The organism is Fictibacillus iocasae (assembly GCF_042665465.1).
Classification (GTDB): Bacteria; Bacillota; Bacilli; order Bacillales; family Fictibacillaceae; genus Fictibacillus; species Fictibacillus iocasae.
This window is the reverse complement of the sequence record NZ_JBHTCP010000044.1, coordinates 1-15,063: the sequence shown is the minus strand read 5'-3', so window position 1 is coordinate 15,063 and position 15,063 is coordinate 1. Positions and strand designations below refer to the sequence as shown.

At 35.6% G+C, this 15,063-nt stretch carries 15 protein-coding genes and 1 pseudogene; 2 read left to right on the top strand and 14 right to left on the bottom strand.

Annotated features, from left to right (window positions below; all coding sequences use genetic code 11):
* Positions 1–64: 64 nt before the first annotated feature.
* The 6 genes from ACFQPF_RS12940 to ACFQPF_RS12915 form a co-directional block, all read right to left on the bottom strand.
* Positions 65–1,108: a DUF5105 domain-containing protein gene (locus tag ACFQPF_RS12940; protein WP_379750158.1), complete on the bottom strand. Its 1,044-nt coding sequence runs from the start codon at positions 1,106–1,108 to the stop codon at positions 65–67.
* 285 nt (positions 1,109–1,393) lie between these two features.
* The gene (locus ACFQPF_RS12935) at positions 1,394–1,939 is read right to left on the bottom strand and encodes a hypothetical protein (RefSeq protein WP_379750157.1); all 546 of its coding nucleotides are present in this window, start codon (positions 1,937–1,939) and stop codon (positions 1,394–1,396) included.
* A 20-nt stretch (positions 1,940–1,959) separates the two neighbouring features.
* A complete protein-coding gene (locus tag ACFQPF_RS12930; protein WP_379750156.1) occupies positions 1,960–2,298 on the bottom strand; it encodes a hypothetical protein in 339 nt (112 codons plus the stop codon).
* 1 nt (position 2,299) lies between these two features.
* On the bottom strand, positions 2,300–2,605 hold the full coding sequence (locus ACFQPF_RS12925; RefSeq protein WP_379750155.1) for a DUF4176 domain-containing protein: 306 nt from the start codon (positions 2,603–2,605) through the stop codon (positions 2,300–2,302).
* A gap of 17 nt (positions 2,606–2,622) precedes the next feature.
* Complete coding sequence (locus ACFQPF_RS12920) at positions 2,623–4,005, bottom strand: T7SS effector LXG polymorphic toxin (RefSeq protein ID WP_379750154.1); 1,383 nt, start codon at positions 4,003–4,005, stop codon at positions 2,623–2,625.
* Entirely contained in the window at positions 4,002–4,292 is a 291-nt protein-coding gene (locus ACFQPF_RS12915; RefSeq protein WP_379750153.1) for a DUF5344 family protein, read from the bottom strand. Before ACFQPF_RS12915 ends, ACFQPF_RS12920 begins: the two co-directional genes overlap by 4 nt.
* Positions 4,293–4,592: 300 nt before the next feature.
* On the opposite strand from ACFQPF_RS12915, the gene ACFQPF_RS12910 reads away from it, so the two are divergent.
* The gene (locus tag ACFQPF_RS12910) at positions 4,593–4,907 is read left to right on the top strand and encodes a hypothetical protein (RefSeq protein ID WP_379750152.1); all 315 of its coding nucleotides are present in this window, start codon (positions 4,593–4,595) and stop codon (positions 4,905–4,907) included.
* 25 nt (positions 4,908–4,932) lie between these two features.
* Here the strand turns inward: ACFQPF_RS12910 and ACFQPF_RS12905 are convergent, their stop codons facing one another.
* The 6 genes from ACFQPF_RS12905 to ACFQPF_RS12880 form a co-directional block, all read right to left on the bottom strand.
* On the bottom strand, positions 4,933–5,454 hold the full coding sequence (locus ACFQPF_RS12905) for an SMI1/KNR4 family protein (protein ID WP_379750151.1): 522 nt from the start codon (positions 5,452–5,454) through the stop codon (positions 4,933–4,935).
* 52 nt (positions 5,455–5,506) lie between these two features.
* The gene (locus ACFQPF_RS12900) at positions 5,507–6,049 is read right to left on the bottom strand and encodes a dihydrofolate reductase family protein (RefSeq protein ID WP_379750150.1); all 543 of its coding nucleotides are present in this window, start codon (positions 6,047–6,049) and stop codon (positions 5,507–5,509) included.
* Positions 6,050–6,285: 236 nt separating this feature from the next.
* The gene (locus ACFQPF_RS12895; RefSeq protein ID WP_379750149.1) at positions 6,286–8,640 is read right to left on the bottom strand and encodes a carboxypeptidase-like regulatory domain-containing protein; all 2,355 of its coding nucleotides are present in this window, start codon (positions 8,638–8,640) and stop codon (positions 6,286–6,288) included.
* Between the two features lie 233 nt (positions 8,641–8,873).
* Positions 8,874–9,794: an aldo/keto reductase gene (locus tag ACFQPF_RS12890; protein ID WP_379750148.1), complete on the bottom strand. Its 921-nt coding sequence runs from the start codon at positions 9,792–9,794 to the stop codon at positions 8,874–8,876.
* Between the two features lie 310 nt (positions 9,795–10,104).
* A complete protein-coding gene (locus ACFQPF_RS12885) occupies positions 10,105–10,572 on the bottom strand; it encodes a hypothetical protein (RefSeq protein WP_379750147.1) in 468 nt (155 codons plus the stop codon).
* 341 nt (positions 10,573–10,913) lie between these two features.
* Complete coding sequence (locus ACFQPF_RS12880; protein WP_379750146.1) at positions 10,914–11,210, bottom strand: hypothetical protein; 297 nt, start codon at positions 11,208–11,210, stop codon at positions 10,914–10,916.
* Between the two features lie 503 nt (positions 11,211–11,713).
* Here ACFQPF_RS12880 and ACFQPF_RS12875 point away from each other — a divergent pair.
* Positions 11,714–13,645, top strand: a complete 1,932-nt coding sequence (locus tag ACFQPF_RS12875; protein WP_379750145.1) for a hypothetical protein — start codon at positions 11,714–11,716, stop codon at positions 13,643–13,645.
* Between the two features lie 561 nt (positions 13,646–14,206).
* On the opposite strand, the gene ACFQPF_RS12870 is transcribed toward ACFQPF_RS12875, so the two are convergent.
* Both ACFQPF_RS12870 and ACFQPF_RS12865 read right to left on the bottom strand, forming a co-directional pair.
* A complete protein-coding gene (locus tag ACFQPF_RS12870) occupies positions 14,207–14,509 on the bottom strand; it encodes a hypothetical protein (RefSeq protein WP_379750144.1) in 303 nt (100 codons plus the stop codon).
* Positions 14,510–14,665: 156 nt separating this feature from the next.
* A pseudogene (locus ACFQPF_RS12865) lies at positions 14,666–14,776 on the bottom strand (TCP-1/cpn60 chaperonin family protein); the annotation flags it as partial.
* Positions 14,777–15,063: the final 287 nt, after the last annotated feature.

Sequence of the window (15,063 nt, the reverse complement as noted above, 5' to 3'; positions counted from 1 at the left end):
CAAGCTATTAACCAATGACCAGCTGCTGAATAGTCAGCAGCTACATCTTCTGCTGTCCCTTTTATTAGCGCGATCCTGTTGCAAATACTTCGACAAGTCTCTCACTATTGTAGTCTCCCTTATCGATTGACCACTTGCCATCCTTCTTCACCATTTTAATTTCCAATGGATCCCTTCCTGGCTGAACTTCCAGCATATTCAGCACCGTTTCAAAATTTTGCATGGCGAAACTTTGAGCCCTTTTGGAGTCAAAATCACCGGTTTTTTCTCTATATTCCTTCTGAATGTCTGCTATGATCTCATAAGAGTCATCTACATCTATTGTGGTATATTCAATCTTAACGACGGCCCGATCATTGGCATACGCCTTTGTCTCGGCTTTATATTCTGTCTTTTTTGCAAGCACGGATTTAAAGCTGTTATAGTGCTTATCCACTTCAGGCGCGGGTATCGTATTGTATACAATACTTTTCAGACTGTCGTTGAAGTTGGATTTGGCTTCTTCCTGCAGTGCCTGCTTATCAGCGGAGACAAGCTTTTCAAAATCTGGGTTTTCCTTATCCAGATAGATAGCTTCAATGTACGCGGTCAACGCTCTCGCAGGATCCTCGATCTTATCCAGGCTGTCTGCATATTTTGTTGTATCCAGCTTCAAGGTAACTTCCTTTGGCTTTTCTTCATAATCCTCCGTGCGCGGTGTAATGCCGATCTCATATTTCTGTCCCTTTTCCACTTCAAAAAAAGCAGGGATGGTCTTTACTTTGTTGGCTCCGATGCTCCCAGACATGTCTGGCTCCAGTTTCAAATCAGGATCAAAAACATCTCTTTTCGGGCTTAGCTCCTGTTCTCCTTTATATAGCTTGATTCCATTTCCTGAAGAGATGGTCACCGCTTCGTCGGAGGTGTTTTTTACCTTCAAGTTGACCATCAGAATCCCCGTATCTTTTTCCGATACGCCGTCATCCTCCCCAGTCAGTATGTATGAAGCGTCCGCCACTGACACTTCCACCAAATCGCTCTTACCGTCGCCAGATGCGCCTCCACTGCACCCCGCTGCCACAATCATCAGCATAACCAGTAATACAAGGTAACTTCCTTTTCTACTCATTCAAAAATCCTCCCAGTTCATTTGATTAAAAGTATTTCAACAATATTTCAGTTCCGTTTCGATATTGCAATTCCCCTTAATATGGAAGGATAAACCATAAATGTATGGAGTTACATGATTTTTATGAATAGCGGAGAACCTTATTCGTCTATCCCCAATTCAGCTTAAACGTTTGATACCCCTTAGGTGGTTTCCATGCCGGACCATTGCAAAAAGACCATCTTCCTTGAGAAATGGTCTTCGTCCATATTCATTTTCAATTAAGCCTGCTATTTATAATTGCAATCATTGACCTTTATTAAAAAAACTCGGTTCGTAATCAATCTTATATTTTTTCGCTAGCTTTTTCATTCCATCGTGGTATTGGTTGATGATGACAAAATATTCTTCAGCTTTCGCATTCGATTCTTCAAGAATATTCATATCTCTTTTTTCCAGTGCTTCTTTTTCAAGCAATAATCCCTCGTAATACGTGGAGATAGAATCTTTTAATAATTTAACCAGCGGCTCTAGTTCCTTCATTTCAACATCTAACTCCTTTGTTGCCTGAACGGCCTTTTCGTATTCAGGAAGGACCGTATTAGTGAGCATCTCATGCAATTCCTTATCACTTCTAAAATTTGCTCCGGCAACTGTGCCTAAAGCTAAATTCGCTTTCGTTTCATGATTGGCAATCTTCTCAATGTCCTTATTAATAAAATTTAATAAATACGTTTGTTTATCTTTAAAAGTCTTTTCCTTCTTGACCTCGTCATCTGACACGACTTCCACACTACAACCGGTCAATACCATTAGCGATATCACCATTACATATAGTATTTTTTTAGCCATTTAAAAAAATCCTTTCATGGTTACGGTTTAATTAATCTAGGATCATCCTTAAGAAATGCATCCCTTCTCTTTAAATATCTTTTTTTCAGAACTAGTTTAATTACAGTCATCATAACTAAGCCAACTATGATGCCTGATAAAGCATATAAATTTACTACAAATAGCATAATTGTATAAACAATAAAAGCAATAAAAAACACGGAATAGACTATAGTAAGAAGAATATTAAATGATTGAAGCTGATAAATTCTTGAAATCTCTTGACTGGAAGTGTTTTGATTCTTTTTTAATTTACTTAGATAACTCATTTCATTTTTAACAATAGAATAAGGTTCAATAAACCAAGTTAATAATTTCATATTATTTCCTCATACTTAAAATTTTAAGTTTTTCTTTTAATCGTGTTTCACCTTCGGTTTCAAACCCTTTAAAAAGAAGCTTATAAATTTGACTATGCTGAAAAAAAATATTGGTTTCTTCTGAAAGATGTCCTTGAGGATATGGACAAGCCACATAGTCCCACACCTTTTTATTTTCCGACTGTTGTTGCATTCTCCCATAAACCATTAGTGGCTGAGTTATTCCATTTAGTAAGAGCACGGTACCAATAGGCAAAAGTTCTTCACCTTTATTAATACTAATTGAATTGATGTCTCCCTGTTTCATTTTACTCCTCCTAAACATTATTCTTCTTTTTCTAAACTCAAACCAATTTTGACTCCAATTAATAAACGAAGATCTAATACAATTTCTTTTCCGATCTTCGCTTCTCCTCCAAGGCCAAAAGCCGAAACTCCAGTTGTACCTTTTAAGTTGTAGTCTGTAAATGGTAATGGTAGTATGCCAGAAACCTCTCCCTCAGCAACAGCAGTCTTTGCGCTTATTCCAACGGAGCTATTATCTACACCAGCATATGCGTTTGCTTTTAACACTTCTCCTTTTGCCTCTAAACCAGTGCTTCCAAATAAGGGAATCTCTTTATCTAATTGCGTACGTACTTTACTAGAATAAACTGCTCCACCAGCTTTTAACAGTGGGAAGAACGACTTTCCTCCTGCACTTGCCTCTACTTCAGCTGAGCCAATATCTTGTGTAAAACTGGTATCGATAATGGATGTATCATGTTTTGCACTAACATGAATTCCGCTAAATGAACTGCTCCCCCCAAATTGATTTGGTTCAGACCATTTATTCTCTAGTTTCCCTGCAGAAGTTTCTAATGTAACATCTCCATTCGTTACCTTCTGCCCGACAATGTAATTTTTTTTCTGATCTTCATAAGTGCTGGGATACAACTTAAGTTCAAACCAGCTGCTCATTAAAAAGTCAGTATATACTTTCTTATCAGCAAATTTTTGATAAGAATTAGTAGTCACTTTTAGTGTATTAAATGAAGAATTTAAACTCGAATGCAATCTTGAATGCGAGGGGATAGATAGCAACTGTAAGCTATTAAAATTTTCAAGCCTACTATTAAAGGTTGTATTTAAATTTATTTCACTAATGTACGTACTTAACAACTCTAAGGCAGCCTTCAATTCATTAAATGATTGAACGTTTAAACCATCCACTTCTTCAAGGTCATTAATGGTTTTAGTTATTTGTTTATTTGCATATATTACCTCTTCCTCAAAACTCTCACCATCAAACTGCGGAAGAAAAATAATGTCTGATACTGAAGAAATAACCTGATTAGCATTTTTAATTAAATCATTGGTAACTTGATTTGTTTTATTTAAAGCATTTGTAAGCTCACCTTGTAAAAAATCTGTTCTTACAAACCCATTCATACTTGGCTCAAACGCTTGGAATGATTTACCGCAATGTGAAAGTTTAGTTGAATACATAGATATAACTTGCTTTAATTTAAGAATAAAAGGTTGATGGCACGTTAAATAATATAATTTAATAGCCTCCGCACCATTTCCCGTAAATGAATCCTTTAAGTTGATTAAGCCTTCAATTGTTCTTTCAATCTCCTCAATTTCTGTAATTAGATGCTCAAGGTGTTTTATAAGAATATTGACACTTTCTTCTAAGATGAATCTATCCAATAGTTTCATCATTTTTGAATCACACTATTTACTGACATAGCACTTTTCAAATTATTATCTGTTTCCTTCATTAAGGCTACCGATTGAGTTACCATAAGTTGATTTTTATGTAAAAGATTCTTGTAGTTTTCAATCAACTTTTCAAATGATTCATTTATATCCTTTAGTTCGTTTATTGTATCTAATTGATTTCCTTCAAATAAACTTTCAGGAAAATTCCTATTTAATTTAGCAGAAGCTACTTGCATACCTTTTAATACTTCCGCAATGTTTTCATACTTTATTTGTATTTTCCCCATTTATATCACTACCTTACTTTATTTTTTACTTTCCCCTTGACTTGAACAGTGTTTTAACGTGTTAAGATTAATTAATACTCTCCCTCCAATCCGAATGATAAATATGAACTAAAACTAAAGAACTATTACTGATTTTAATAACACAATCCAAACGATTTAAAACCATTAATTGTTAATAATGTGCTAAATTGGACATAAAAAAACAGGGCAATCTATCAACCCTGTTTTCTCGGCATATTTTGAGCCGCCAGAAGCAGCAGAGGGTTTAACAATGGTAGAAAAAACTAGAGGGGGTATCGTATGTTGAAAAAGCTGGGAATCATGATAGGTATTGTTTTGTTATTGATAGGTTCTGTGTATGGGTATATCACTTATAAGAAAAATGATGTAAAAGAGGACGTATTACACTTTTTAACTAGCGAGAAAAAGATATCTGAAGAGAATATTGTTACGGCTGAACCGTTTATAGCTAATTTAAGAGGAAATAAAAATTGGATGGTTAGCGTGAAGCTAAAAGACGATAGTAGAACGTATTATTACTATAAGAATGACAAGGATGAAATCATCATGGAATCGTATACTGAAAAGCAAGTGGAGTACCCTGGTATCAATTAGTTTTCCTTCACCTCCAAATAAATCGCTAGTCACACCACGACCAATATGGGCTGCCTTGTGAAATGATGGTTCGATCCAGCCAGGTTTGGAAATGGTGAGGCAGGACGATGGAATCTATTGAGGTGATCCATAAGTAATCCTCTTTACCGTCCTTCGCCTTACCGTTATGAATCATTATCATTCCTATATTCGTGTAATATCCGATCGGATAAGAATCTTTCTTATCGTCGTCTAAATAAGAGGAAAACGCATCACGAAACGTCTTATAGTGATTAGGGATGTCTTCCAATCGATAGAGCTCAATATGACCTTCAAATGTACCCTTAAACAACGTCATTCCATTATGAAGCAATAAAAATTGCCTATACTCTTTAGGCAGTGTGAATAACGTTTGCCTTTCAAACTGCTGCATCACATATTCAGTTAAAGGCTCATGAAAGAGGCACTCCGCCTCATAACAATACCCGCCGGAACTCTGTATCATCAATTTGCCGTCGTGCAGTCGATTCTTCAAGCCTGCTAAGATATTCTCAATCACCGTTTCCATGCTTAGTTCCTCCATAAATAGCACGCTCTGCTCTATTGGATTCATTCATTAACTAAGAATAAATTATATTATAAGTCGGTTTAACAACACCGTTCGAATAGTATTTCAAAGAGACTAATTCCAAGTTCAATCGAGGCTTGCTACTGCCGAACAAGGGTATGCCATCACCGATTATAATAGGATTCACCTTTAAGATTAATTGATCGATGAGTTGATGTTCAATCAATGAACCGGCCAGCTCACCGCCCCCACAAAGCCACAGCTTGCCGTCTTCCTTATTTTTTAGATTCCGGATGAAATCTGTTGCATCGTTCTTAATGAGCTCCACTTGATCGTTTGAATCAAACTGCATCGTGCTCGAAAAGATATATTGTTTCAATGGAAAAGGGCTTGGTTCACCCGGTTTAAGGCCAAATTGAAAACCATATTCATACGTTTTTCCACCCATTAACACCGCATCATATTGCTGGGTATCATGGATAAAGTCCGTAACATGATCCCCTTCATCCATGAAGATAGAACTGCCTGCGTCCCTATTTACATCTGCGATAAAGTTGTCCAGTGTCGTTGCCACATGATAGATTAGCTTTGCCACGGTGACATCCCTCCGTATGATTTACTTTCTACTTCATTCGATAAGTTGGATTCATATCCTTTCTTTACTTGTTTTGTAGATGAACGAGAATGTGGACGAAACTAAGCACGTGGAACACGCTCTTCTTCTCCTTAAAAAGCACGAAAACTTGGCAAAAAAACACAAAAACCCGAATAATGGACGCTTTTACAAGTGCACATGATTCGGGTTAGTTCATGATTTACTTTTTTAAAATCTTATTGCCAGCCGTCTTGCAGATTGATGTCGAGGGAATTTACTTCCTGTCCATCAACTATCATTTTTCCTTCTATGATAGAGAACTTTTTATCAAAATTGAATATTCCCTGTTGATAATCTTCTACCATGGAGATCAAATATTCACCATCTGGCAGGCGCTTTTGGTAAAATCCGTTTTGAATCAAGCTAGGATTTCCAGCAATCCAATTTCCATCAATTGAGTTGATATATAAAGAGCCTTCTGCCACTGGCTCCTCTCCGTTCTTCACAGTACCTGTTACCGTCACCGGATCAACTGCAATGTTAAGTTGTTGTGAAAGCTCCCCATTCTCGTATAACTGACCCGATACAATGCTGAACTCTTTTCCAGAACTGAACGTTGTACCGTCATGTAAATATACGGTATACACCTTGTACTCACCATCCGGAAGGCGCAAATGGAATTTTCCTTCTTCATTTGCCGAGGCTCGAGCTTCTAAAGGACTATCCGCATCATTCATCTCCATAATATAAATATCACCCGAAATAGGGTTTCCTGAATCTGTAATTGTTCCCGTTAACGTTATTGGCGGAACAGTAATTTTTAGTACTTCTTGTAATTGGCCATTTACATATGTCTTACCGTCTTGGATAGAGAACGATTGATTAATAGATGCATTTGTTCCATCTTCTAATTGAATATCATTTATTCGATAACTTCCATCTGCAAGACGCATTTTGAATGTCCCATCCGGGTTAAGGCTTTCCCAGGTATAAAAGGTCCCGTCTTCTGAACTAACCGATATATACCCATTCGATGCAGGAGTATCTCCATCTTGAACGAGCCCCTGTACACTGACAGCAGGCAGCTTTAGTTCTAAAAGAGACTGTTCTTGACCATCCACAAAAAGTTTGCCGTTAATAATTTCGAACATTGTAGAGAAAGCCAAATCTTCACCTTCACCATTTAAATGACCACCCGTTACTCGGTAGGTCCCATCCTTCAAGCGAAGTGAATAAATTCCTGTTTCATCAGTGTATGCATGGTACGATTCAGTGCTGCCTTCTTCTGAAACACGTTCCACATACACCCCACCTTGAAGTGCATTCCCTGACTCTTCAAGCAGCTTCCCATTAAAAGTAACGGAGGGTAAATGAATATTCAAGGCTGATGATTCACCATTTTGAATCAGCTTTCCGTCACGTATTTCAAATGGACTATTCACCAGTGTAGATCTACTTTTTTCATCGATAGAGACAACTTTATATTTTCCATCCTGAAGTCTATATTGGAAATTACCTTCTGAATCTACAGGCGTACCAAAGCCAACATATTCTCCTTCTGCTGTCTCTCCTTCAAAGTTAACATTAGCATCGGTAATTGGCTGTATATCATCTTGTAAAGTACCTTTTAGGTTAATATCTGGCACCACGATTTCAATGACTGATGCATCGAAACCATTAACATAAACGGTTCCTTCAACCACTTTAAAATTTTCTTTCTTCCATGCAACGTATGTTTCATGATACACACTAATTTCATATTCACCATCGGCTAATTCTCTTAAAGAGAATTCTCCTTTTTTGTTTGTTACAACCGTTTCAATCAGTTCCGTTTCATATTCTTCATTAAGGAGACGTTTCTCTAATACAATCGTTGCTTCTGATAGCGATGATGCTGAATCTTTAACGATTCCTGCATGTTTATTGACAGGGATGTTAATGGATAGATTGTTTTTGGGCTCACCGTCTACTAATACTTTTCCATCCGCTACTGTAAACCTTTTCTCATAACGATAAAAACCACCATCAACTTCTATTCCAACTATCATATAGTTTCCGTCAGACAATGAAGCAGAAAAACTTCCGTTGCCTTTAGATGCAACGGTATAAGTTCCTTCCTCATTTTCACCATATTTTGATATAACTAAATCAGCCTTTAATCCTTTATTTCCTTCCTTTAATACACCTTTTAAATTAATGTCTTGTTTTAAAGACTTCTTTAATTGTTTCGTCTCGGAAAGATTTATCTCCCCTTTTTTCAAACCTTTAATCTTACTATCATTTACAGTGAATTTTTCATTGGCACTGTACCAAGATTTATTTTTCTCCTTAACACTCTTAATCACATAGTCACCATCTGATAATTTTGCTTTAAATGATCCGTTAGCGTCAGTAACGACATGATTCCAGTTTTTCTTGCCCACTTCACCTATTAAAACCAAAGAGTTTTTTATCGGAGTACCATTTTCTTTAATCATTCCTTGAACAGCTTCATTGCTTTCATTCTTTGTTTGCGCGGCATTTACATTGCCAATTGTGAAACTGCTCATGATGATCACCATTAATAAAACGAGATAAAACTTTTTAACCACTTAAATTCCTCCACCTTTTATATATTCCTTTAAAGACTTCTATCTTTCCAAAGATTAATTATTCGACCATAATATGTATATTCCTTGTGATTTTTCTTTTTTATTTTATTAAAATCATAATTTTGAAATTTACTAGTTTGTTAATTCTGGCTGCTCCTCCCCATTTTTATCATGCAATTAAAAAATGGAACAAAAACAAACCCCAGCCATTACAGCTGGGGCTTACTTAGTTATCATGGATTCACACTCTGAGCATGATTATTTTCAACAAAGTCTGCGGCTTTGGCGTTGAGTTCCACTTGTTCTGGATTTTTACAGCCAGGGATGACGGAGGTAACAGCAGGATGCTTCAAACACCATGCTAATGCCCAAGTAGACATGTGAACAACTTCCGGAACTTCGGCAGCACGAATCTTCTCCACTTCCTCCAATAGTCGTGCCGTTTCTTCTCTGTCATGCTTGGAACGAACATCGTCATGGCTGAAGACGGCTCCTGGCTTATACTTCCCGCTTAAATACCCGCTTGCGAGCGGAACACGCGCAAGGACGCCCAGATCTTGTTTTATGCTTGATGGAAAAATTGTTTCTTCTGGTGCTCGGTCTAAACGATTGTACACGACCTGAATGGCACCGACATTGACCTCTGTCGCCTTGTCTGTTTGGTAACTCTCATCATTTGTCTTAAGTGAAACACCTAAGTGCCGTATTTTACCGGCTTGTACCTGCTTATCAAGCATCGTCCAAAGCTCGTCATTATTAAATTCCTCGTCCGAGCAAGAATGCGCCTGATATAAATCGATGTACTCCGTTTTCAGTGCTTTAAGAGAAGCATCCAGCTGCTTCAACACATCCTCCGCACTCCATTGCCTGCTCCGCTCAAAATTCCCATGAAAATGGTGGCCGAATTTTGTGGCAACAATCCAATCCTCCCTGTTGGTTCCGCTAAGATATCCGCCAATCAGGCTCTCTGACAGATGATCACCATAACATTCAGCAGTATCAATGAAATTAATGCCCATTTCCTTCGCCTTATCCAAAATAGAATCCACTTCCAGCTGGGTAAAATCCTTTCCCCACTCTCCACCGTACTGCCATGTCCCAATCCCAACAACGGAAATATCTAGATTTGTTTTACCTAAGCGCCTGTACTTCATCTCATCACCTCGGAAAAATATTTGGGATAAGGTTAACACGTTGAGTATTTATTTGGGAAATTGCATTGTGGGATAATACTATGGTGAGCAAGGACAATATTGTCGGGTAAATTAAGGTATTTAATGAGCAGGATGGAAAAATCTTGTTATCTTTAAGAGCCCGAGAATGGCAAACTAAAAAAAGAATAGGAGCACGAGAACCGTCCCCGTATTACAAGTTCGTATCACTTTAAGGTTTTTAAGAAACATGGGGAGGCTTTTCATGCTCATTAAATAATGCTCAGTAAACAAAGAACTATCCCAGTACTTCTCATTTATTAAGTTGTTCTTTTCTCGGCTTAACTAAGGTGTCAGCAGTAAACAAAAGAATAATATTTAGCAGTAACATAATTGTGTTTGGAATAGTAAGATTAAACATTTGATAATGTAATTCTTCCGAGTTAGAACTAGGTGTAAATACATAATAAATAGTCATTAAAACTATTATTAGTGAAAAAATTACTCCTATAATCTTATTCCACTCCCTAGAAAGATATAAAAACAAGATTGTTAAAATATAACCCGGATAACCTGTATCAAAATCTGTAAGATCTTGATAGTATCCTAAAAAAAATCTTGTATATGTTAAAAAGCTATATAACATTAGCAGCATAAATGTGGCAATTTTTATAGGAGCATGATTATTTAGGTTTTCATAAAATATTCCGAAGTAATATACAAACCAAGCGTAGTATCCAAAAAAACCAAATAAAGTAAAAAATATTTGAGCTATAAACATACTAACCCTCTTTCTTACAGAAATATTATCTAATTATGAAGCATGTGAAGCATGGGGACGGTTCTCATGCTCCTCTTTCAATCGAGCGTGTTTCTATGAATACTCTCCAGCTAAAAACTGCTAACTGCTCACACTAAATTGTAAAATGGCGTAGTTTTAAAAAAAGAGTCCCCGTGTACATTTAAGTACACGTGACACCGTGACACTTTTTTGTTATCTTCCAATTCCTTAAGTCCGTACAGAAGCACGAGAACCGTCCCCGTGCTCTTTTTCTCTAATTATATTATCCATTATAAATGTTTGTAACAGATAAAAAAGCACTCTAATTGAGCGCTTCATATCTATTGTCTAATAATTTTTCTAATGTCTTTAGCTGCGCTAACAACACCTTCGTAGTATGTTTCATCTCTTGTGTCTTCTTTTAAAAATGAATATCTGTCTAATAATTCTTCAATCACTTGCTTACCATGTTCATTAGCTTCTTTGTAGTACGGTGATAAAGCTGCTACTATTACCCAAAATGCTTGGCCGTATCTAATTGGGTCAGCATCAATAAGGCCGTTAAGTCCGCCACGCTCTTTTAAACCTAGTGCTTCTCTTGCAGCATTTTCTAATATCAACGCTCTTCCTTTATCCATTAAACCTTCTCATCTCCTTTGTAAAAATATGCTATCGTTCTTTGATTATATATATTTTAAACGAAATTTTGCAAAGTCTAATCTTTCTCAATTTCCACATACAACCACAATTTCTACTATTTAGAAGTAGGGTAGGAGCACTAGGACGGTTCTTCTCATGCTTTTTTTTTATGCTCAGTGCAATGCAAGTGAATTAGACTTTAGGTTACACAATTAACCTGAAAGGTTACTATTTAAAAACAACAAATGAAGCCCGAGAACCGTTCCAGTGCTTCTCGTCCCTGTGCTCCACGGAGGACAAACTGGAGGATGTCGAAGTCTTGTTGAAGAGAAGATATGAAAAACAGCCTATCAAAGATAAATTTATATGCGACATCTACTCTTTTAATATTAGTATGAATTCAATAATATAAAAACGAAGATAAACTCACTCCATTAATTCCTTTAAATAACTTTTTATGGTAAATTATTGAGTGAATATAGGTGAAAAGAGTGGTATGTGTATGTTAGATATTCCAGAACATTACAATTTTTATAAATTAGAGAACATGTTAAAAGAAGACAAAGATAAATTTATAAGGTATTTAGAAAGCATTTACGAACAAAATGATATATCTGCAGTAATAAAAGCTATAAAGTCTTCAGGAATAAGTGTTGACTTGTTTGAAAGTAACAAGCATCATATGTTATTTGTAGATATTTTAAATATTTACATGGGGAAAGCACATGATATTGACGAGTTTTCCCAAATAGAAGATCTAGTCCAAGAGAAGATCTATTTTGAACAATTATTTAAATCATTTGAGCAGATACGAACTAAATATTTTGAAGAAAATGAAAAAATAGATGAGCAATATAAAGTAGCATCTTATTTAGTATCATTAGAACTACATTTGGATGAAATAGTAAATAAGGAGTTACAAGAATTAAAAGCAAATGTATTAACAGCTTCCTTTGATTCCGCAATTGAATCTAGCGGAATGATATTAAAATATTTTATGTACAATAAAAATGCATTCAAAGGAAATAAAAGGAATATATCACCTCGGGTTTTGGAAGTTTCTAAAACACATGTGTCGTTTAGTGAAATCTGGTTAATCTTGAATGACCTTCTAGAGTATTGGAAATATTCAGATGTTAAAATCCAAAAGAAGGATAATATTTTATTTTTTGAAATATGTGATAAGGATTTTGAATTGAATAACGTGTTATCTAATGAAAGATTTCTTAACTTACGGGAAGGCTGGCAAATGAATGCAATAGGAGAAATACAAAGTAAGTACAGTGGTCAAGAGAATATACCATACGATAAAATTATTAAGGAAAAAAAAGAATCTCTTAATTATTTGTTTTCAACATTATATTTCGGTTCAATTTTTTTAAAAGAGAAAGTGAAAAAAATTTCGCTTGCACGTTGGTTAAATGCATATGAATTGTTAATAGAGGAAAGCAAATCTTTTCTACGAAGAAGAAATCAAATTAGATCGTTTAGTTTAGATAAAGTTTGCTTAAGTAAATCAGTTCTTAATTGGATAAGGTTTTTTAAATCTAAAGGATATAGTCAAGAAGAAACAGAAACAATTTTAGATATATTTACTTTTAATCGCAATTCTCTTGATATGATTGATTGTCCTTTTGTAAAAATAGATGATAACCTAGTTGTTATTCCAACTCTTACCTCTAACGCGGATGCAGCAAGGGCACTTGCTTCAAACTTCTTAAATAGAAGATTAGATTTGGACTTTAGAGGACCTGGGTTTGAAGAACGTACCAAACACGATTTAAACTTACAAGGTATTATTAATTCTAGATTGTATAAAAAAACAAAAAAAACCGAGTATGAATGTGATGTAGCATTTGTTTTAGACGATGAATTGTTTTTTGTTGAATGTAAAGCACACGTTCAACCATTCTCCACAAGACAGCATACAAATCACTTGTATAAGTTAAAAAAAGAAACCCTTCAAATAAATAGGATAGCCGAATTTTTTGAACAAAATCTATCTTTAGTTAAAGAACAACTTGATTTACCTGATAATTTTATTCCTAAAAATACTCACAGAATAATATTGACAACTTCTATGATGGGTTCACCTCTACTTATTAATGGAGTATATATTGTAGATGAATCGGCGTTTGTAAAGTTTTTAAATCGTTCTGCTCCAAGGTTGATGTATTTTGATAAAGGAAAAGAATTTAATATACCCACACAAAAGTTTCAAATACTTGAAGGAGAGTTGACGGCAAAGAAAATTGTACAATTTTTAAAATCTCCACCACAAATAAGTATGATTAAAAGTTTTTATCAATTTAAAAGCAGAGATTTAAATTTTATTAATGTAAAAAGACATTGGAAAGTAAACCAAACAACACACTTTGGCGTGAATCTAAATCATGCAGATTTAGGATTAATCGATAAATTTTTGTCGAAATAAGTTAAAAGCATGGGGACGGTTCTCGTGCTTCTAACAAAGTTAGCCGCCTTTATTACAAGCAGCTTTATATCCTTCCTTCTCATTTTTAATGTGTAAAAGATGTCAGGCTCTAACAGCACAAATAGAAAAAAGAAGCGAGAGAACCATCCACGTGCTTAAAAAATTGCGGCATTAATGTCATAAAAAAGAAGAATATCAGTTTCAATATCCCCCGTTTTATATCAATGTTCGTTTTTAAATTCTAATAATTAGGAAATTGAAGTGAGTGATTTTTTTAAATACTATTTTTTCACTGATCACTGGTCTCGTACGATTCTTTTCTTCCTCCCTGAACAGATCTTGGGCAAAAAAAGCGCGAGAACCGTCCCTCAAAGAGCACCGGGACGGTTCTCGCGCTTCTTGATAAATTTAGTGCAGGTACCAGTTAAGCCATTACTCAAAACTAATATAAATCAACCACTAAATACGCTGAATTTTCTTTCTTATTAATTCAATCAATACATCAATTTCTTCTTCTAATTGCAGCTTTATATCTGGAGTAGGATCGGCATTATTCCCTAATTAAAATCCTTCTTTAATCAATTCCTCTTTAGTTAAAATGCCTCTGAAAAGAACGACATGAATGTGCTTATTATTACGCCGGGGAGCAGCTGATAATAATCTTCTTTTAGGTTTTGACTGATGATAATAAACCATCACGTCATATTCTCTTCCTTTATCAGGTACTGGATGTTCTCCAATAAGCTGAACGAGTTCTGCGTCCAATAAAGATTGCTCTAAATAGGTCATTAACCTCTCGGAATCTTTTAAACCCTTGTAAATTTGTTTTGTTTGCGAACTATCCCATTTGACATTATAAAGCATTGCTCTCCTTCCTTAAGGAGCTGCAGTTATATAGAATTCTAACACATTTGTAAAATAAAGGAACTGCCCTAATAATAAAAAAAGGTGCCCTCAGTACATTTAAGTACTCAGGACACCCTCTTTAATTTAACTCATTCCATTATGAACGAGCAGCTATTACATCATGCCGCCCATTCCACCCATTCCCATGCCGCCCATGTCTGGCATGCCGCCGCCTTTGTTTTCTTCAGGCTTGTCGGCGATGACAGCTTCAGTCGTTAGGAACATAAAACAGTTAGAACGGTAGAAACCTATGTATATATAGTTAGAAGCAGTAAGCACTACTTCCTAAGTTTAAAATTATATTTACAGTATAAAACAGTGGTTGTTGAGTGTAAAGCAGTATATTGAAATTTCATCCAACTGTCTAGTAAGCATCTTATTATATATTCATATGGTTCATTACGTTGAATAAAAACTATCATGAGCGGTCCTCTCCCAACCCCCGCATGAAAATGGGAATGCGGTGACTATACTGAAGATGACACAAACAGTTCCAGTACGTGGCTTTTTAT